We start from the raw sequence: 18,211 nt of genomic DNA, 5'->3' as shown, positions 1-18,211 counted from the left end.
CGAGCACATCCCTTACGAATTTCCAGCGGAGGTCCCACGTGGAGGTCAAGATCGGCATCAAGGACACGCCGCGCGAGCTGGTGGTGTCCAGTGGCCAGTCTCCCGAAGAGGTGGAGAAGCTGGTCGCCGAGGCCCTGACGGCCGGTGACGGGCTCTTCCGCATCAGCGACGAGAAGGGACGCAAGTACATCGTCCCCTCCGACCGCATCGCCTACGTCGAGATCGCGCCGTCCGACGTGCGCAAGGTCGGCTTCGGCGTCGGCGACTGACCCACTTCGAGTCCGCAAAAGCCACCTCGGGACGTCCTGGGGTGGCTTTTGCGCGCTCCGGGCGTGCCCGATCCGGCGTCGCCCCGGTGAGCGAGTGCGTTCACCGGATCGGTGAGCTTTCCTTGGTGTGTCGCGATTCCGCCGCCTAGCTTCGGCTGGCGATCCGGCGCCACGGGGCCCGGACGGACACCTCCAGGAGATGGTCGATGACCACTGTCGAGCCGACGGCCGGCGTCGTGGCGGACCTCGTGCGCGGCACGCTCGCCGCCCACAAGTCGCTGTTCCTCGCCACTGCGGGCAGCGACGGACCGTGGGTCGGCGGGGTGTACTTCGCCGAGACCGGCGAGTTCACGCTGAACCTCGTGCTCGAGGACCGCGGCCGCACGCTGGCGGCCGTCCGGGAGAACCCGGTGGTGTCGGTGGTGGTGTCGACGGGCTCCCCGATGCAGCCGTTCCTGCAGGCGCAGGCGCTCGCGGAGGTCGTCCCGCCCGAGGACGACGAGCGGGTGCGCGCGCTGCTGGTCGAGAAGGTCCCGGAGGCCGCGCCATTCCTGTCGGCGCCGGTCACCGCGGTGCGCCTGACGGTGCGCACCTGGCGGGCGACGGACATCCCGAACGGCTGGCTGCCCGGTCGCGAGCTGCCGGGCCCGCGGCACCCCTGAACCCGGCCGGGTCGGCCACCGCGCGGGTTGGCCGCACCGGTTCCGAAAGCCCGTGAAGGCCTCTTTCCCGGCCATGAGCGCCGGTAAGGGGGCCTTCACGGCTTTGGTCAGGCGTTGAGTTCTTCCAATGTCGTCGGCACGTGGAACGGCGGGGTGCTCGTGCCCATGATGCGGTACCGGCCCCACGGGTCCGGGTCCGACAGCTCGCCCGTCGCCGTGTGCTCGCCGGCCTGGATCGAAACCGGCTTCTTCTTGCCGCCCGCCAGGCGGGTCAGCTCGTCGTTCACGGCCACGCGGCCGTACCAGCGGTAGTAGCCGTCGATCGGCTGGAAGTAGCCGCGCAGCTCGACCGTCGTGGTCAGCGAGACGCCGTCGACCACCAAGGTCGCTTCGCCGCTGTAGCCGTCTTCGTCGTGCTCGCTCATGACGTCTCCTCCAAAGGCTCGGCGCGGCCCAGCTGGACCACCTTGTTGGCTTCCAGGGGCTGGTTCGGGTCGATGACCACGCCGTTCTGGCGGGTCAGGCCGTCGATGGCCGCCCAGATGATCTGCGTCAGGTATTCGACAACCGCGTCGCGGCTCATCGAGTGGCGGTCGAGCCACCACTCGCCGGTGTTCTGGACCATGCCGACGATGCCGTGCGCCCACGGCTCGGCCGCGCCGGAGTCCATGTTGAACATCCGCATGTAGTCGCCGAGCAGCGCGGTGAGCGCCGACGCGATCAGCTCCTTGTCCTCGGCCACGACGTCGGACGAGACCGGCTTCTCCGGCCGGCCGTGCGCGAGCAGCCGGTACAGGTTCGGGTGCTCCTCGATGACCGTGAAGAACGCGTCGAGGGCCATCCGGATCCGCGGCACCGGCGCGAGCTCGGCGTTGATCGCCGGGATCAGCCGCTCGAAGAGGATCTCCGTGCCGCGCTGCCCGAGCGCGACGTAGAGGTCGGCCTTGTCGTCGAAGTGCCGGTACAGCACGGGTTTCGTGACGCCGGCCTCCGCGGCGACGTCCTCCATGCCGAGGTCGGGGCCGTGCGTGTCGAGCGCCCGGAGTGCGGCTTCGACGAACTCCTTGCGCCGCGCGATCCGGTGCTTGCGCCAGCGGTCGCGCCGGGCGTCGCCGGTCGCCTCCTCGTCGCGCGACGAGTGCTTGGACGGCTTGCCGGAGCGCTTGACACGTTCGATCACGAGAGGGATGCTACCAGAGGTAACTGTTACCTCAAGTTACATGTTTCGGAAGGGTGGGTCGGCAATGACGCGGACGCTGAAGGAACCGGATCGCGACAAGACCGCGGAGCGGCTGCTCAAGTCGTCGGCGAACAAGTTCTACGACCCCGACGTCGACATCGACTGGACCGCGCCGCTGGTCGAGGGCAAGCGGTTCATCCCGGACGAGCGCTCCTCGCTGTACGGCACCGAACTCTGGGACAAGCTGACGACCGAGCAGCGCATCGAGCTCGGCAAGCACGAGGTGGCCAGCGTCGCCACCACCGGGCTCTGGTTCGAAATCCTCCTGATGCAGATGCTGCTCAAGGAGGTCTACGAGCAGGACCCGACGTCCGCGCACGCGCAGTTCGCGCTCACCGAGATCGCCGACGAATGCCGGCACTCGACGATGTTCGCGCGGATGGCGTCGCGGATCGGCTGCCCCGCCTACGGCCCGGTGCCGTGGCTGCGGAAGCTCGCGAAGCTGATGCCGACGATCTCCTACGGCCCGGCGCGCTACGGCGCGATCCTGGTCGCCGAGGAGGTGCTCGACCGGCTGCAGCGCGAGCAGATGAACGACGACGGCATCCAGCCGCTGGTCCGGATGGTCAACCGGATCCACGTGCTCGAAGAGGCCCGGCACGTCACCTTCGCCCGCGAAGAGGTCACGCGCGGCATGGCGAAGCTGTCGAAGGCCGAGATCGGCTACCAGCAGTTCATCATCGCGCTCATCTCGTACTTCGTGACGCGGGCGTTCATCAACCCGAACGTCTACAAGGCGGTCGGCATCCGGCCGCGTGACGGCGTCGAAGCGGCGCTGAACAACCCGAACTGGCAGGGGACGATCGCCTGGGCGGGGGAGAAGATCATGCCGTTCCTCGAGGAGTCCGGCCTGGTCGGGCTGCCCGGTAAGTACTTCTGGCGCAAGTCCTTCCTGCTCCCGGCGGGCCGATGACCACCGCGTCGCGGCTCCGGAACCCGGCCAGGGTGCACCGGTTCGTCGCGAGTGACGGCGCCGCGCTGCACGTTGCGCAGTCGGGGCCGGCCGATTCGGCGGTGACGCTGGTGCTCGTCCACGGCTGGACGCAGGACCACCGGACGTGGGACTTCGTGCTGCCGCACCTCGACCCCGGCGTGCGAGTGCTGCGCTACGACCTGCGCGGCCACGGTGGTTCGGCGCACGCGCGCCCGGGTTCGGCGTCGATCGCCCGGCTCGCCGACGACCTCGCCGAGCTGATCGCCGACCGCGTCCCGGACGGCCCGCTCGTGCTGGCGGGGCACTCCATGGGCGGCATGACGCTCATGGTGCTCGCCGAACGGCACCCGCAGCTGGTCGCTTCGCGGCTCGCCGGCGCGGCGTTCGTCGCGACGTCGTCGGGGGACATGGACAAGCTCACGCTCGGGTTCCCGGGCCTGGTCGGCCGGGGCGTGACGCGCTTCGAGCCGCAGGTGGCCCGGCTGCTCGCCCGGCTGCGGTCCGACACGCTGCGGCTGCGGCCGGGAATGGTCCGCTCCGGCGCCCGGCGGCTCGTCTTCGGCCACCGGCCGGGGCGGGCGCAGGTGGACAGCGTCGTCGAGCAGTTGTTGTGCGCCCACCCGGCGAGCGCGGGCCTGTTCCTGGACGCCATTGCGTCCCACCGCGGCGTCGGCGGCCTGGGCGCGCTCTGCGACGTCCCGTCGGTGGTGCTGGCGGGAGAGCAGGACCGGCTTTGCCCGCTGGCGCACGCGAAGGTGATCGCGGACGAGCTGCCGCACGCCGAATTCGTCCGCTACCCCGGCGCGGGTCACATGCTCCCGCAGGAACGCCCCTTCGAGGTTGCTCGCCGCATCAGCGCGCTGGTCCGCACGGCCGTCACCGCCCGCTGACCCAGACCCAAGCGCCCCAAGGCGGCCTTGGTTGCGTCTGACGCACCGAAGGCCGCCTTGGGTGCGTCTGACGCACCGAAGGCCACATTGGGGCGTTACGAGTCCTTGAGGGGGAAGCCGCCGCCGATGCCGCGCCAGGCCAGGTTGGCCGTCAGGGCCACTGCTTCCTCGCGGCTCATCGACTGGTGGTGCTGCAGCCAGAACCGGGCGCTGACCTGGCTCATCCCGACCAGCCCGACGGCCAGCAGCCGCGCCTTGTCCTCGTCGAGACCGGCGTCCGCGGTGATCGTCTCCGTGATCGCGTCCACGCTCGCCGACGTCGCGCGGTCGACCGCTTCCTGGACCGCCGGCTCGCCGCGCAGGTCGGACTCGAAGACCATCCGGAACGCGCCCGCGTCGTTGCTGACGAAGTCGAAGAACGCGCCGACCGTGGCCGGGACGCGCTGCTTGTTCTCCGTCGTCGAGTTCAGGGCGTTCTGCACGCGCTTGACCAGCTCGTCGACGTGGCTTTCCAGCAGCGCGATGTACAGATCGAGCTTGCCGGGGAAGTGCTGGTAGAGCACCGGCTTGCTGACACCGGCCACTTCGGCGATCTCGTCCATCGCGGCGGCGTGGTAGCCGTTCTCGGCGAAGACCCGCTGCGCCGCGGCGAGGAGCTGGGCCCGGCGCTCGGTCCGGGGCAGCCGCACCCCACGTTGCTGCAGCCGTGTCATCTCCGTCATGCTCTTCCTCCCGTCTTCACACCCTTCGACGGGCGGGGTCGCCACCGCGTGAAGTCGTCCTGAAGATTACTCGCCGGTATGTATGCCTTGCCAAGTGTCGGGCATCCTGGATCCGTGAACACCCCCGTTTCCACGCGGGCGCCGCTGACGCACGTGCCGCTCTCGACCAGGGAACTGCCGTCCCTGGACCCGGTCCTGCCGCCCTGGCCGGCCACCTTCGAAGAAGTCGGCACCGCCCGCCTCAACGTCCGCCGCACCCCGGGCCCGGACGGCGTGCCGGCCGTGTACGTGCACGGGCTCGGCGGCTCGTCGACGAACTGGACCGACCTCGCCGCGCTGCTCGCGCCGGTCGCCGGCGGCACCGCGCTCGACCTGCCCGGCTTCGGTTGTTCGGAGCCCGAGGCGGGCTTCGACTTCAGCCTCCAGGCGCACGCCGAGGTCGTCGCGCGGCACATCGAGGCCGTCGGCGCGCCGGTGCACCTGCTCGGCAACTCGATGGGCGGGGCGATCGCGCTGCTCATCGCCGAACGGCGGCCGGAGCTGGTCAAGACGCTGACGCTCATCTCACCCGCGATGCCCGACCGGCGGCCCGACCCGCGGCGGCTGTCGGACCCGCGGATGGCGCTGGCCTACCTGCCGCTGGTCGGCGCGCGAGTGCGGGCGCAGCTGGCCGCGCTCGGCCCGCGCGAACGGGCCGCGCAGGTCATCAAGCTGTGCTTCGCGGACCCGTCGAGGTTCCCCGACAGCCGGCTGGACGAGCTGACCGAGGAGCACGGCGCCCGCGCCGGGTTCACCTGGGCCGCGCCCGCGATGGCCCGCAGCACGTTCGCCATCTTCCGGGCCTGGTCGACGCTCGGGAAGGCGTCCCTCTGGGCGGCCGCGCCGCGCGTCCGGGCGCCGACGCTGGTCGTCTGGGGCCGCGACGACCGGGTGATCTCCGTGCGGCGCGCCGTCCGGACCGCGCGGGCGCTACCGAAGGCCCGCCTTCTTGTGCTTCCGCGCACCGGCCACGTGGCTCAGATGGAACGCCCGATCGCCGTAGCGAAGGCCGTTTTGGGGATGTGGGAGCACGTCGAAGCCGGTACTTGGTAGTCCGATCGGGTGACAACTAATCGCTGCGTGACCCGCCAGTCGCCGAGGGCGGCGTCTCGGCGCTGTGGCACCCTGGTGCGGTGGACCGGGTGAAGCAGGATGCGCGAGGCGAAGATCGGCGGGCTCCCCACCGCGCGTCGGCCCGTCGCGCGCCGCACGGCGCCCCGGAACCCGAAGAGCCGCCGCGCACCGGGCAGTACCGCCCGTCGAAGACGCCGGCCCAGCGCGTCACCGAGGACCGCTACCGCCCGGGCGGCCGGCGGACCAGCGCGGAGCCGTTGAGCGCCTCCTGGAAACCGCACCACGAGGCGCGGGAGACCAAGAAGGCCGAGGACCCCCCGAAGTCCGGCCTCGCGAACCTCACCAAGACCTACGGCTGGCGCGTCTACGCCCTGCCGATCCTCGTGGTGCTGACCGTGCTCGTCGTGGTCAACACCGCGAACAGCCCGGCCGAGCCGATCGCCGAGCAGGGCGCCCCGGCCGGGGTCGAGTCCGCCGGCGGCGACACCTCCGGCGGCGCCATCGACGGTGACGGCGAGCAGGGCATCCCGGAGAACCCGGCCACGCCGGTCGACCTCAAGGTGCCGACCGCGGACCTGCCCAACGGCAGCCCGTTCACCCAGGCCGGAACGGGCCAGTGGCACACGGTTCCGGGCAACGGCCCCAAGGTGGGCTCCGGGAAGCTGTACACCTACACCGTCGACGTCGAGGACGGGATCGACCCGGCGAGCTACGCCGGGGACGACGCCTTCGCCGCGGCCGTGCAGGGCACGCTGTCCGATCCCAAGAGCTGGACGTGGGACGGCAAGATCGCGCTGCAGCGCGTCGACAAGAACTTCCCGAACCCGTCCTTCAAGGTGAGCCTCACCACGCCCGAGACCACGCACCGCGCGGACGCCTGCGGCTTCCAGATCACCTTCGAGGCGTCCTGCTACCGCAAGAGCATGGGCCGCGTGCTGATCAACCTGGCCCGCTGGGTGCGTGGCGCGAAGGCGTTCGGCGCGGACATGACCGCGTACCGCCAGTACGCCATCAACCACGAGGTCGGGCACGCCCTGGGCAACCAGCACGTCGGCTGCGGCGGCAACGGCCAGCCCGCGCCGGTGATGATGCAGCAGTCCTTCGGCGTCTCCGACGACTACGTCTCGATGCTCAACGACATCCCCGGCGGCGACAAGGGCAAGGTGGCCAAGGACGGCCGCGTCTGCGTCCCCAACGCCTGGCCGAATCCCACGCCGTAGCGGTCTTCCCAGCATCTGGGCATGGGGGAAGCTCTTTTTGCCTGCGCGTGTTGTGCATAGTGGGATGGACGCACCCGCGAGATGGAGGACCCGATGTCAGCACTGCCGCCGCTCGTCGAGCCGGCTGCCGAGCTCACCAAGGAAGAGGTGGCCCGGTACAGCCGTCACCTGATCATCCCGGACGTCGGGGTGACCGGGCAGAAGCGGCTGAAGAACGCGAAGGTCCTGGTCATCGGCGCCGGCGGCCTCGGCAGCCCCGCGCTGCTGTACCTGGCCGCGGCCGGGGTCGGCACGCTCGGCATCGTCGACTTCGACGTCGTGGACGAGTCGAACCTGCAGCGCCAGGTCATCCACGGCCAGTCCGATATCGACAAGCTCAAGGCCGCCTCCGCGCAGGAGTCGATCGCGGAGATCAACCCGCTGGTCAAGGTGCACCTGCACACCGACCGGCTGGACTCGTCGAACGCGCTCGAGATCTTCGAGCAGTACGACCTGATCGTCGACGGCACCGACAACTTCGCCACGCGCTACCTGGTGAACGACGCCGCGGTGCTGCTGGGCAAGCCGTACGTGTGGGGCTCGATCTTCCGGTTCGAGGGCCAGGTCAGCGTGTTCTGGGAAGACGCGCCGAACGGCAAGGGCCTCAACTACCGCGACCTCTACCCGGAGCCGCCGCCCCCGGGCATGGTGCCCTCCTGCGCCGAGGGTGGCGTGCTGGGCGTGCTGTGCGCGTCCATCGGCTCGATCATGGTGACCGAGACGATCAAGCTCATCACGGGCATCGGCGAGCCGCTGCTCGGCCGGCTGATCAGCTACGACGCGCTGGACATGAAGTACCGCGAGGTGAAGATCCGCAAGGACCCGGACACCCCGCAGATCACCGAGCTGATCGACTACGAGGCGTTCTGCGGCGTGGTTTCGGACGAGGCCGCGCAGGCCGCGTCGGGCAGCACCATCACCCCGGCCGAGCTGAAGGCCAAGTTCGACAACGGTGACAACTTCGCGCTGATCGACGTCCGCGAGCAGCACGAGTACGAGATCGTCAACATCAAGGGCGCGACGCTGATCCCGAAGGACCGGATCCTCTCAGGCGAGGCGCTGGCGGAGCTGCCGCAGGACAAGCCGATCGTGCTGCACTGCAAGTCCGGCGCCCGGTCCGCGGAGGCGCTCGCCGCGCTGCACGCGGCCGGCTTCAAGGACGCGACGCACCTCGGCGGCGGTGTGCTCGCCTGGGCCAAGCAGATCGACCCGAGCCTGCCGACCTACTGACAGTCGTTGTCCCATGAGGGGCACCCTGATGGCTCTTAAGGCCATGAGGGTGCCCTTCATGGCGTTTCGTCCGAGTCGTAAAACACTGCGTGACCAGCGCGTCTTCTCGATCGTGGACCACTCGGCCGGGTACCGTCACCAGTTGTGCGGACAACTCTCGAACGTCCTCCGGCGCACGTCTGCGCGGCCTTCGGCGGCCTCGACGACGGCAGTGAGCCGATGCCGGACTCGGCGGCGTGGCGCTGCGGCGACCTCGTGCTCAAGCCGGTCACCGACAAGGCGAAGACGCTGTGGACGGCCCGCGCGCTCGACTACGTGCACGAGCCGGGCCTGCGGGTCGCGAAGCCGGTCCGATCCAGCGACGGCCGCTGGATCGTCGGCGGCTGGACGGCGTCCCGCTTCGTCGCCGGCGTGCCCGAGCACCGGGGTGACGCATCGGTGCTGGCGGCGGTGAAGCTGCACCGCGCGACCATGGGCCTGCCGCGGCCGGACTTCATCGCCGGCCGCAAGGACGTCGACGCGGTCGCCGACCGCATCGCCTGGGAAGAGCTCGAAGTCCCGCTCGAGGAGACGAAGGGCGGCCGCTGGTTCGAGGTCCTCGCCGGCGCCCGGCGCCCGATCCGGCTGCCTTCGCAGGTGGCCCACGGCGAACTGCTCGCGGGACTCCTCTTCGACGGCGACTCCGCGCCGGGGGTGGTCGACTTCGTCCCTTACTACCGCCCGGGCGAGTACGGCGCGGCGATCGTCGCGGTGGACGCCCTGGCCTGGGGTGACGCGAGCCGCGACCTGCTCGAACGCTGGGCGCACCTGCCGGAGTGGCCGCAGCTGCTGCTGCGCGCGGTGTTGTTCCGGCTGGCGTCGAACGCGTTGAACCCCCGGTCCACTCAGGCCGCGCTGGACGGCTTGCGTGTCGCCGCGCGTGAGGTCAGCGGCGTCCTGTGAGCCGTGACGGCGGTCACGCACCTCACCACTCGGGGCCTGTGAGTTCCGCAGCAATGTCAACTGCCTGAAACATTCGGTCGAATCCGGTTAACACGGCCTCCTTAGCGTCAGGGCAATCCCCGAGACGCCGAGGAGGTGCCCGTGCCGCAGGTCGACACCCACTGCCCGTACTGCGCGCTGCAGTGCGGGATGAGCCTCGACGGCGCCCGCGTGACGCCGCGGGACTTCCCGGTGAACGCCGGGGGCCTGTGCCAGAAGGGCTGGACAGCCGGCGCGCTGCTCACCTCGCCGCGGCGGCTGACCACCCCGATGATCCGGGTGGACGGCGCGCTCGAGCCGGTGAGCTGGGACTTCGCCCTCGACTTCGTCGCGCGCAAGCTGCGTGAAGTGCAGGAGACCCACGGCCCCGACGGGGTCGCGGTCTTCGGCGGCGGTGGGCTGACCAACGAGAAGGCCTACCTGCTCGGCAAGTTCGCCCGGGTTGCGCTCGGCACCTCGCAGATCGACTACAACGGCCGGTTCTGCATGTCCTCGGCCGCCGCCGCGGGGATCAAGGCCTTCGGCGCGGACCGCGGGATGCCGTTCCCCGTCACGGATCTCAAGAACGCCGACGTCGTGCTCCTCGCCGGCGCGAACCCGGCCGAGACCATGCCGCCGTTCACCCAGCACCTGCGCGGGGCCGACCTGATCGTCGTCGACCCGCGGCGCACCCCGACCGCCGAGCTGGCGAGCCTGCACCTGGCGCCGTCACCCGGCACCGATCTTGCGCTGGCGCTGGGCATCCTGCACGCCGTCGTTGCGGACGGCCACCTCGACCAGTCCTATGTGGACGACCGGACGAGCGGCTTCGCCGAGATGTGGCGGATCGCCGCGTCGTGGTGGCCGGAACGCGCCGAGCGCGTCTGCGGGGTTTCGGCCGCGGACATGCGCCTCGCCGCCGCGAAGCTCGCCGCCGCCCGCAACGCCTACATCCTCACCGCCCGCGGCACCGAGCAGCACGCCACCGGCACCGCGACCGTCGGCGCCTGGATCAACCTCGCGCTCTCGCTCGGCTTGCCGGGCCGGAAGGGCTCCGGTTTCGGCTGCCTCACCGGCCAGGGCAACGGCCAGGGCGGGCGTGAGCACGGCCAGAAGGCCGACCAGCTGCCCGGCTACCGCAAGCTCGACGACCCGGCCGCGCGTGAGTACGTCGCCGGTGTGTGGGGCGTCGACCCGGACAGCCTGCCCGGTCCCGGCCGGTCCGCCAGTGAACTGCTCGAAGCCCTCGGCCAGGACGGCGGCCCGAAGGCGCTGATGGTGTTCGGCAGCAACGTGGTCGTCTCGGCGCCGCGCTCGCAGCGTGTCCAAGATCGACTGTCGTCCTTGGACTTCCTGGTGGTCGCGGACTTCGTGCTGTCGGAGACCGCGGCGCTGGCCGACGTTGTCCTGCCGGTCACTCAGTGGGCCGAAGAGGACGGCACGCTCACCAACCTCGAAGGCCGGGTCCTGCTGCGGCGCAAGGCCATGGACCCGCCGCCGGGCGTCCGGTCCGACCTGGACGTCCTCAGTGGACTCGCCGAGCGGCTCGGTCAGCCCTCGGGAAGGTTCCCGGTCGACGCCGAGACGGCGTTCGAGGAGCTGCGGATCGCGTCCAAGGGCGGGATCGCCGACTACTCCGGTGTCAGTTACGACCGGCTGCGCGCCGGAGAGGCCCTGCACTGGCCGGTGCCGGAGAATGACCACCCCGGCACCCCGCGGATGTTCCTCGACACCTTCGCCCACCCGGACGGCCGCGCGCGGTTCGTACCGGTCGAGCACACCGGCCCGGCCGAGCTGCCGGACGAAGAGTTCCCGTTGCAGGCCACCACCGGCCGCGTGTTGCAGCACTACCAGTCAGGCGCGCAGACGCGGCTGATCGACGAGCTGAACGACGTCGTCCCGGAGGTGTTCGTCGAGGTTCACCCGGACACCGCCAAGCGGGCCGGGCTCGAGGAAGGCGACGCCGCGAGGATCCGGTCGCGGCGCGGCGAGACCGTCGCGAAGGTGCGGTTCGTCCAGTCGCTGAAGCCCGACCTGGTCTTCCTGCCGTTCCACTTCCCCGGCGCGCAGCGCGCGAACCTGTTCACCAACCCGGCACTCGACCCGGTCAGCCGGATGCCGGAGTTCAAGGTGTGTGCCGTTTCCCTGTCTACTGTGGATGGTGCCGCATGAGCCCCCGTGAAGTCGTGATCGTCGGGTACGGCATGGCCGGCGCCCGGCTGGCCGACGAGATCCGCCGCCGCGACCCGATCGCCGAGCGGGTCCGGCTGACCGTGCTCGGTGCGGAGAAGCACGCCGCCTACAACCGGGTGCTGCTGTCGGCCGTCGTCGCCGGCGGGATGAGTGCCGAGAGTGTCCGGCTCCACGACGACGAATGGGCGTCGCGGCACAACATCGACCTGCGGCTCGGGGTCGACGTCGCCCGCATCGACCGTGAGAAGCGCTGCGTCGAGCTCGGCGACGGAGCATGCGTGGACTACGACGCACTCGTGCTGGCCACCGGCGCCAACCCGTGGATCCCGCCCGTCGAAGGTCTTGAAGCCGGGCCGGGTGTGGTCGCGTTCCGCAGCCTCGACGACTGCGCCAAGATCCTCGACGCCGCCCGCTTCGGCGCGCCGGTCGCGGTGCTCGGCGGTGGCCTGCTCGGCCTCGAAGCCGCCCGCGGCCTCGCCGGGCGCGGCAACCAGGTGACCGTGGTGCACCCGGTCGGGCACGTCATGGAACGCCAGCTCGACGCGGCCGCCGGGCACGTGCTGGCCCGGCAGCTCACCGACATGGGTGTCACCTTCCGGTTCGGCGCCACCGCCGCCCGCTACCTGCCCGGTGACGGCCTCAAGCTCGACGACGGCACGCTCGTCCCGGCCGACCTGGTCGTGGTCGCTGCCGGCGTTCGCGCCGAGACGCGGCTGGCCGCCGAGGCCGGCCTCGACGTCGACGGCGCCATCGTGGTGGACGACGTGCTGCGCACCAGCGACGGCCGCATCCACGCGCTCGGCGACTGCGCCCGCCACCCCGGCGCCCCGGCCGGGCTCATCCAGCCCGCATGGGAACAGGCGTCGGTCCTCGCCGACGTCCTGACCGGCACGAACGCCGCCGCCCGCTACCGCGGCACGACGGCGGTCACCCGGCTCAAGGCCCGCGGCATCGACCTCGCCGCGCTGGGGGAGACGCAGCTCGACGCGTCCGACGCCGGCGCCGAGGTGCTGACCTTCAACGACCCCACCGGCGGCCGGTACGGCAAGCTCGTCGTCCGCGAAAACCGCGTCACCGGGGCGATCCTGCTCGGCCTGCCCGACGCGGCCGCGACCATCACGCAGTTCCACGACCGCGGCACCCTGCTGCCCGACGACCGGCTCGCGGTGCTGCTGGGCCGCGCGCTCCCCACCGGCAGCACCCCGGCGGCCAGCCCGGCCGACCTGCCGGCCACCGCGGTGATCTGCCGCTGCAACAACGTCACCAAGGCCCGGCTGATCGAAGCCTGGAAGGCCGGGGCCACCGACACTCCCGCACTGGCGCGGGCCACACGAGCCACGACGGGCTGCGGCGGGTGTGCCGACACCGTCGGCGGCATCGCCGGCTGGCTCGCGGCGCAATGACGAACCCGACCCGCACGAAGGAGAACTCCGTGGCGCATCAAGGAAAGCACTGGATCGAACACTGGGAACCGGAGAACGAAGAGTTCTGGGAGTCCACCGGCAAGCAGGTCGCCCGCCGCAACCTGTGGTTCTCGGTCTTCGCCGAGCACATCGGCTTCTCGATCTGGACACTGTGGTCGGTCATCGTCCTGTTCATGGGCAAGGACTACGGCTTCTCCGCCGCTGACAAGTTCCTGCTCGTCTCGACGCCGACGCTGATCGGCGGCCTGATGCGGCTGCCCTACACCTTCGCCGTGGCGAAGTTCGGCGGTCGCAACTGGACGGTCGTCAGCGCCGTGCTGCTGCTGATCCCGACGATCCTGGCCGCGGTGGTGCTGCACCCGGGCACGTCACTCGGCACGTTCCTGCTGGTCGCGGCCCTCGGCGGGGTCGGCGGCGGCAACTTCGCGTCGTCGATGACGAACATCAACACCTTCTACCCGGAGAAGCACAAGGGCTGGGCGCTGGGGCTCAACGCCGGCGGTGGCAACCTCGGCGTCGCCGCGATCCAGCTGGTCGGGCTCCTGGTGATCGGCACGGCGGGCGCGACGGCTCCGCGGATCGTGCTCTACGTCTACGTCCCGCTGATCGTGGTCGCCGCGGTGTGCGCGTACTTCTACATGGACAACCTCGCCACCGTGAAGGGTGACACCAAGGCGATGCGGGAGGTCGTCAAGGACCCGCACACCTGGGTGATGTCGTTCCTCTACGTCGGCACGTTCGGTTCGTTCATCGGGTACAGCTTCGCCTTCGGCCTGGTGCTGCAGAACCAGTTCGGCCGGACGCCGCTGCAGGCGGCCGCGGTGACGTTCCTCGGCCCGCTGCTCGGCTCGCTCTCGCGGCCGGCGGGCGGCTGGCTGTCCGACCGCATCGGCGGCGGCAAGATCACCTTCTTCACGTTCATCGGGATGGCGTTGGCCACCGTCGTGCTGATCCTCGCGTCGACGTCGAAGTCCCTGACGCTCTTCACGATCGCCTTCATCGTGCTGTTCGTGCTCGCCGGCGTAGGCAACGGCTCGACGTACAAGATGATCCCGGCGATCTTCCGGGCCAAGGCGAAGGTCGCGATCTCGAACGGCGCCGAGGAAACGGCCGAGCTGCTCAAGGCCCGGCGGCTCTCGGGTGCGCTGATCGGCCTGGCCGGCGCGATCGGCGCCGAGGGCGGCCTGTTCATCAACCTCGCGTTCCGGCAGTCGTTCGCGGACGCCAAGAGCGGGGTGCCCGCCTTCGTCGGGTTCCTGGTCTTCTACGGGCTGTGCTTCGCCGTCACCTGGGCGGTCTACCTGCGCAAGCCCGCCGAACAGCCCACGAGTGAGCGCGGTCTGGCGCTCGCGGGAGCGGAGGTCTGAGATGCCCACCCTGGTCGTCGCCGGACACGGCATGGTCGCCCATCGGCTCGTGGAGGCGGTGCGCGCGGAAGACCCTTCGGGGAGCTGGCACATCGTCGTCCTGTCGGAGGAGCCGCGCCCGGCGTACGACCGGGTGGCGCTCACCTCCTATGTGGACACCTGGGACCCCGCGGCGCTCGCGCTGCCGGGCTCGGACTACGCGGGTGACTCCGTTGTGGACCTCCGGCTCGGTGAACTGGTCACCTCGGTCGACCGGGCCGCGAAGGTCGTGACCACCGCCTCGGGTGCTTCGGTCTCGTACGACGCGCTCGTGCTGGCCACCGGCTCACGGCCGTTCGTCCCGCCGGTGCCCGGCCACGACCTGCCCGGCTGCTTCGTCTACCGGACCATCGAGGACCTCGACGCGATCCGCGCGGCGGCCGTGCGTCCGGGACGCGGGCGGCGCGCGGCCGTGGTCATCGGTGGTGGCCTGCTCGGCCTGGAGGCCGCCAAGGCGTTGCGGGACATGGGACTCTCCCCGCACGTCGTCGAGATGGCGCCGCGGCTGATGCCGTTGCAGGTCGACGAAGGCGGTGGCTCACTGCTGCGGCGGCTCATCACTTCACTGGACGTGACCGTCCACACCGGAACGTCGACCGACGCCATCGAAGCCGACCGCGGCCGCCTGCTGGCCAAGCTGGGCAACGGCACCGAGCTGGACGTCGACCTCGTCGTCTTCTCGGCGGGTGTCCGGCCGCGGGACGACCTCGCCCGGCAGTCCGGTTTGGACGTCGGCCCGCGTGGTGGGGTGCTGGTCGACTCCTCCTGCCGCACCAGCGATCCGGCGGTGTACGCGATCGGCGAATGCGCGGCCGTCGACGGTCGGGTGTACGGCATCGTGGCCCCCGGGTACGCGATGGCCGAGATCGTCGCCGCGCAGCTGACCGGCGGTTCGGGCACGTTCCCGGAGCCGGACACGTCGACGAAGCTGAAGCTGATGGGCGTCGACGTCGCGTCGTTCGGGGACGCCCACGCGGCCACCGAGGGCGCGCTGGAAGTCGCCGTCAACGACGCGGTCGCGGGGACGTACAAGAAGCTCGTGGTCACCGACGACGGCAAGACGCTGCTCGGCGGGGTGCTGGTCGGCGACGCGACCGAGTACAACACCCTGCGTGCGCTGGTCGGCCGTCCGCTGCCGGCCGAGCCCGGCGCGATCCTCGCCCCGGCGGGCGGCGGCGCGGCGGTCGGCGTCGACGCGCTGCCCGACGCGGCGCAGATCTGTTCGTGCAACGCGGTGTCCAAGGGTGCGATCACGCGGGCGATCCACGACGAGGGCTGCGACTCCGTTCCCAAGATCAAGGCGTGCACCCGCGCGGGCACGGCGTGCGGCTCGTGCGTCCCGCTGCTCGGCAAGCTGCTCACCGCGTGCGGTGTCGAGCAGTCGAAGGCCCTCTGCGAGCACTTCCCGCAGTCGCGCGCGGAGCTGTTCGAGATCGTCCAGGCCACGCGGATCGCGACGTTCAGCGAGCTGATCGGGCGGTACGGCTCGGGCAGCGGCTGCGCGATCTGCAAGCCGGCGGTGGCGTCCATCCTCGCCACCCTCGGCAACGGGCACGTGCTCGGCGGCGAGCAGATGACGTTGCAGGACACCAACGACCGGTACCTGGCGAACCTGCAGCGCAACGGCACCTACTCGGTCGTCCCGCGGATCCCCGGCGGCGAGATCACGCCGGAGAAGCTGATCGTGATCGGCGAGGTGGCCAAGGAGTTCGGGCTGTACACGAAGATCACCGGCGGCCAGCGGATCGACCTGTTCGGGGCCACTGTGGACCAGCTGCCCCTGATCTGGCGCAAGCTCGTGGACGCCGGGTTCGAGTCCGGGCACGCCTACGGGAAGGCGCTGCGCACGGTGAAGTCGTGTGTCGGGTCGACGTGGTGCCGCTACGGCGTGCAGGACAGCGTCGGGCTGGCGATCGAGCTGGAGCTGCGTTACCGCGGGCTGCGGTCGCCGCACAAGCTCAAGTCCGCCGTTTCGGGGTGTGCGCGGGAGTGTGCGGAGGCGCGGAGCAAGGACTTCGGCATCATCGCCACCGAAAACGGCTGGAACCTCTACGTCGGCGGCAACGGCGGCACGACCCCGCGGCACGCCGAGCTGCTGGTGTCCGATGTGGACACCGCGACGCTGATCCGCACCATCGACCGGTTCCTCATGTTCTACGTCCGGACGGCCGACCGGCTGCAGCGCACCGCGCCGTGGATCGAGGAGCTCGAGGGCGGGCTCGACCACCTGCGCGCGGTGATCGTCGACGACTCGCTCGGCATCTGCGAGGACCTCGACGCGGCGATGGCCAAGCACGTCGACAACTACGCCGACGAGTGGAAGGGCGTGCTGGAGGACCCGGAGAAGCTGGCCCGGTTCACCTCGTTCGTCAACGCGCCGGGCACGCCCGACCCGGCGATCTCGTTCCGGTCGGAGCGGGAGCAGAAGGTGCCGGTCATGCTGGGTGTCCCGGAGGTGCGGCGATGACGACTTCGATCGAACGAACCTGGACGGCGGTCTGCCCGGCCGCTTCGGTCCCGGAGTACGCGGGTGTCGCCGCGCTGTTCGACGGCGGGGTGCAGGTGGCGATCTTCCACCTGCCGGGTGATCGGTGGTACGCACTGTCCAACTGGGACCCGTGCAGTGGCGCGGCGGTGCTCTCGCGCGGCATCGTCGGCGACGCGGGCGGGGTGCCGGTGGTCGCCTCGCCGGTCTACAAGGAACGGTTCGCGCTCGACAGTGGACAGTGCCTGGACGCCGAGGATGTGGCTGTCCCGGTGTACGACGTGCGCGTGCGGGAGGGCGTGGTCGAAGTGGAGTCACCGTGACCGATGTGCTCCCACTGGCCGGTTTTGTCATAGGCATCACCGCGGCGCGCCGAGCGGACGAGCTCGGCGCGCTGCTGGTGCGCAAGGGGGCGAGCGTCCGCTACGGCCCGGCGATCCGGATCGTGCCGCTGACGGACGACACCGAGCTGCACGTAGCGACGACGAGACTGCTCGAGTCGCCGGTGGACGCGGTCGTGGCGACCACCGGCATCGGCTTCCGCGGCTGGCTCGAGGCGGCCGAGGGCTGGGGGCTGGGTGACGCCTTGCTTTCCCGGCTTTCTTCCGCGTCCCTGCTGGCACGCGGGCCGAAGGTGACCGGGGCCATCCGCGCGGCCGGGCTTTCGGAGGACTACTCGCCGGCGTCGGAGAGCAACGCGGAGCTGTTGCAGCACCTGCTCGCGTCGGGGGTCGCGGGGATGCGGATCGCGGTGCAGCTGCACGGCGAGCCGTTGCCGTACTTCGTGGACACCCTGCGCGCGGCCGGGGCGGAGGTCATCGAGATCTCGGTGTACCGCTGGGTCGGCCCGGTCGACCCGGGACCGGTGGACCGGCTGCTGGACGCGGTGCTCGAGGGGTCGATCCACGCGCTGCCGTTCACGAGCGCGCCTGCGGTCGCGTCGCTCATTGCGCTGGCTCGCCGAACGGGTCGGCTGCCGGGGTTGATTTCGGCGCTTTCGGGCCCGGTGGTGGCGGCGTGTGTCGGCCCGATCACGGCGGGTCCGCTGGCGGCCTTGGGTGTGCCGACGGTCCAGCCGATCCGCGCGCGGATCGGCGCGCTGGCCCGCACGGTGGCCGAGACCCTCGTCGCGCGGTCACCCCGGTTGCAGGCGGGCGGCCGCAGCCTCGAACTCCGCGGCCAAGCGGCGATCGTCGACGGCGAGTGGTGCGAGGTGGCACCGGCGCCGATGGCGTTGCTGCGGGCGTTGGCAGCGTCACCGGGGCGGGTGGTTTCGCGGCGGGAGTTGATCGCGGCGCTCCCGGGCGGTGGTGAGGAGCACGCGGTGGAGACGGCGATCGGCCGGCTGCGGACGTCGCTGGGTGGGGGGCGGGTGGTGCAGACGGTGGTGAAGCGGGGGTATCGGCTGGCGGTGGATGCCTGAC

General features: G+C 70.9%; 17 protein-coding genes. 14 read left to right on the top strand and 3 right to left on the bottom strand.

The features are described from left to right. Positions 1–38 precede the first annotated feature (38 nt). Entirely contained in the window at positions 39–269 is a 231-nt protein-coding gene (locus ACIA5G_RS36285) for a DUF3107 domain-containing protein (protein WP_125307071.1), read from the top strand. 206 nt (positions 270–475) lie between these two features. Then, the gene (locus tag ACIA5G_RS36280) at positions 476–931 is read left to right on the top strand and encodes a pyridoxamine 5'-phosphate oxidase family protein (protein WP_395931610.1); all 456 of its coding nucleotides are present in this window, start codon (positions 476–478) and stop codon (positions 929–931) included. A gap of 107 nt (positions 932–1,038) precedes the next feature. On the opposite strand, the gene ACIA5G_RS36275 is transcribed toward ACIA5G_RS36280, so the two are convergent. Next, a complete protein-coding gene (locus tag ACIA5G_RS36275) occupies positions 1,039–1,356 on the bottom strand; it encodes a DUF4873 domain-containing protein (protein WP_395931608.1) in 318 nt (105 codons plus the stop codon). After that, on the bottom strand, positions 1,353–2,120 hold the full coding sequence (locus tag ACIA5G_RS36270; protein ID WP_395932262.1) for a TetR/AcrR family transcriptional regulator: 768 nt from the start codon (positions 2,118–2,120) through the stop codon (positions 1,353–1,355). The genes ACIA5G_RS36275 and ACIA5G_RS36270 overlap by 4 nt, the downstream gene beginning before the upstream one ends. A gap of 55 nt (positions 2,121–2,175) precedes the next feature. Here ACIA5G_RS36270 and ACIA5G_RS36265 point away from each other — a divergent pair, with 55 nt between their 5' ends. Next, on the top strand, positions 2,176–3,084 hold the full coding sequence (locus tag ACIA5G_RS36265) for a diiron oxygenase (RefSeq protein WP_395931606.1): 909 nt from the start codon (positions 2,176–2,178) through the stop codon (positions 3,082–3,084). Beyond that, the gene (locus ACIA5G_RS36260) at positions 3,081–3,995 is read left to right on the top strand and encodes an alpha/beta fold hydrolase (protein WP_395931604.1); all 915 of its coding nucleotides are present in this window, start codon (positions 3,081–3,083) and stop codon (positions 3,993–3,995) included. The genes ACIA5G_RS36265 and ACIA5G_RS36260 overlap by 4 nt, the downstream gene beginning before the upstream one ends. Before the next feature lie 95 nt (positions 3,996–4,090). Here ACIA5G_RS36260 and ACIA5G_RS36255 read toward each other — a convergent pair whose 3' ends face one another. Next, on the bottom strand, positions 4,091–4,717 hold the full coding sequence (locus ACIA5G_RS36255; RefSeq protein ID WP_395931602.1) for a TetR/AcrR family transcriptional regulator: 627 nt from the start codon (positions 4,715–4,717) through the stop codon (positions 4,091–4,093). A 78-nt stretch (positions 4,718–4,795) separates the two neighbouring features. On the opposite strand from ACIA5G_RS36255, the gene ACIA5G_RS36250 reads away from it, so the two are divergent. The 10 genes from ACIA5G_RS36250 to ACIA5G_RS36205 all read left to right on the top strand — a co-directional run bounded on the left by ACIA5G_RS36250 (position 4,796) and on the right by ACIA5G_RS36205 (position 18,210). After that, positions 4,796–5,809, top strand: a complete 1,014-nt coding sequence (locus tag ACIA5G_RS36250; RefSeq protein ID WP_395931600.1) for an alpha/beta fold hydrolase — start codon at positions 4,796–4,798, stop codon at positions 5,807–5,809. Positions 5,810–5,889: 80 nt separating this feature from the next. After that, entirely contained in the window at positions 5,890–7,050 is a 1,161-nt protein-coding gene (locus ACIA5G_RS36245) for a DUF3152 domain-containing protein (protein ID WP_395931598.1), read from the top strand. A 93-nt stretch (positions 7,051–7,143) separates the two neighbouring features. Continuing rightward, the gene (gene moeZ, locus ACIA5G_RS36240; RefSeq protein ID WP_395931596.1) at positions 7,144–8,319 is read left to right on the top strand and encodes an adenylyltransferase/sulfurtransferase MoeZ; all 1,176 of its coding nucleotides are present in this window, start codon (positions 7,144–7,146) and stop codon (positions 8,317–8,319) included. A gap of 144 nt (positions 8,320–8,463) precedes the next feature. After that, the gene (locus ACIA5G_RS36235) at positions 8,464–9,261 is read left to right on the top strand and encodes a TIGR02569 family protein (protein ID WP_395931594.1); all 798 of its coding nucleotides are present in this window, start codon (positions 8,464–8,466) and stop codon (positions 9,259–9,261) included. A gap of 141 nt (positions 9,262–9,402) precedes the next feature. After that, positions 9,403–11,451 carry a molybdopterin oxidoreductase family protein gene (locus tag ACIA5G_RS36230; RefSeq protein WP_395931592.1) on the top strand — a complete coding sequence of 683 codons (2,049 nt, stop codon included), beginning with the start codon at positions 9,403–9,405 and terminating at the stop codon, positions 11,449–11,451. Continuing rightward, complete coding sequence (locus ACIA5G_RS36225; protein WP_395931590.1) at positions 11,448–12,875, top strand: FAD-dependent oxidoreductase; 1,428 nt, start codon at positions 11,448–11,450, stop codon at positions 12,873–12,875. The genes ACIA5G_RS36230 and ACIA5G_RS36225 overlap by 4 nt, the downstream gene beginning before the upstream one ends. Further along, complete coding sequence (locus tag ACIA5G_RS36220; RefSeq protein WP_395931588.1) at positions 12,872–14,263, top strand: nitrate/nitrite transporter; 1,392 nt, start codon at positions 12,872–12,874, stop codon at positions 14,261–14,263. Before ACIA5G_RS36225 ends, ACIA5G_RS36220 begins: the two co-directional genes overlap by 4 nt. Position 14,264: 1 nt before the next feature. Continuing rightward, positions 14,265–16,769: a nitrite reductase large subunit NirB gene (gene nirB, locus ACIA5G_RS36215; protein WP_395931586.1), complete on the top strand. Its 2,505-nt coding sequence runs from the start codon at positions 14,265–14,267 to the stop codon at positions 16,767–16,769. After that, a complete protein-coding gene (nirD, locus tag ACIA5G_RS36210) occupies positions 16,766–17,110 on the top strand; it encodes a nitrite reductase small subunit NirD (RefSeq protein WP_395931584.1) in 345 nt (114 codons plus the stop codon). The genes nirB and nirD overlap by 4 nt, the downstream gene beginning before the upstream one ends. Continuing rightward, positions 17,107–18,210 (top strand): uroporphyrinogen-III synthase, encoded by a 1,104-nt coding sequence (locus ACIA5G_RS36205; protein WP_395931582.1) that lies wholly within the window; start codon positions 17,107–17,109, stop codon positions 18,208–18,210. Before nirD ends, ACIA5G_RS36205 begins: the two co-directional genes overlap by 4 nt. Position 18,211 lies beyond the last annotated feature (1 nt).

This window comes from Amycolatopsis sp. NPDC051758 (assembly GCF_044453095.1).
Lineage (GTDB): Bacteria > Actinomycetota > Actinomycetes > Mycobacteriales > Pseudonocardiaceae > Amycolatopsis.
The sequence above is the reverse complement of the archived record's forward strand: the minus strand, read 5'-3'. Positions and strand labels throughout refer to the sequence as shown.

Excerpts from the sequence above, each read along its gene's own strand:
- ACIA5G_RS36280 (WP_395931610.1), top strand. The coding sequence starts at position 476 with ATGACCACTGTCGAGCCGACGGCCGGCGTCGTGGCGGACCTCGTGCGC.
- ACIA5G_RS36275 (WP_395931608.1), bottom strand. The coding sequence starts at position 1,356 with ATGAGCGAGCACGACGAAGACGGCTACAGCGGCGAAGCGACCTTGGTG.
- ACIA5G_RS36265 (WP_395931606.1), top strand. The coding sequence starts at position 2,176 with ATGACGCGGACGCTGAAGGAACCGGATCGCGACAAGACCGCGGAGCGG.
- ACIA5G_RS36260 (WP_395931604.1), top strand. The coding sequence starts at position 3,081 with ATGACCACCGCGTCGCGGCTCCGGAACCCGGCCAGGGTGCACCGGTTC.
- ACIA5G_RS36255 (WP_395931602.1), bottom strand. The coding sequence starts at position 4,717 with ATGACGGAGATGACACGGCTGCAGCAACGTGGGGTGCGGCTGCCCCGG.
- ACIA5G_RS36250 (WP_395931600.1), top strand. The coding sequence starts at position 4,796 with ATGTATGCCTTGCCAAGTGTCGGGCATCCTGGATCCGTGAACACCCCC.
- moeZ (WP_395931596.1), top strand. The coding sequence starts at position 7,144 with ATGTCAGCACTGCCGCCGCTCGTCGAGCCGGCTGCCGAGCTCACCAAG.
- ACIA5G_RS36225 (WP_395931590.1), top strand. The coding sequence starts at position 11,448 with ATGAGCCCCCGTGAAGTCGTGATCGTCGGGTACGGCATGGCCGGCGCC.
- ACIA5G_RS36220 (WP_395931588.1), top strand. The coding sequence starts at position 12,872 with ATGACGAACCCGACCCGCACGAAGGAGAACTCCGTGGCGCATCAAGGA.
- nirB (WP_395931586.1), top strand. The coding sequence starts at position 14,265 with ATGCCCACCCTGGTCGTCGCCGGACACGGCATGGTCGCCCATCGGCTC.
- nirD (WP_395931584.1), top strand. The coding sequence starts at position 16,766 with ATGACGACTTCGATCGAACGAACCTGGACGGCGGTCTGCCCGGCCGCT.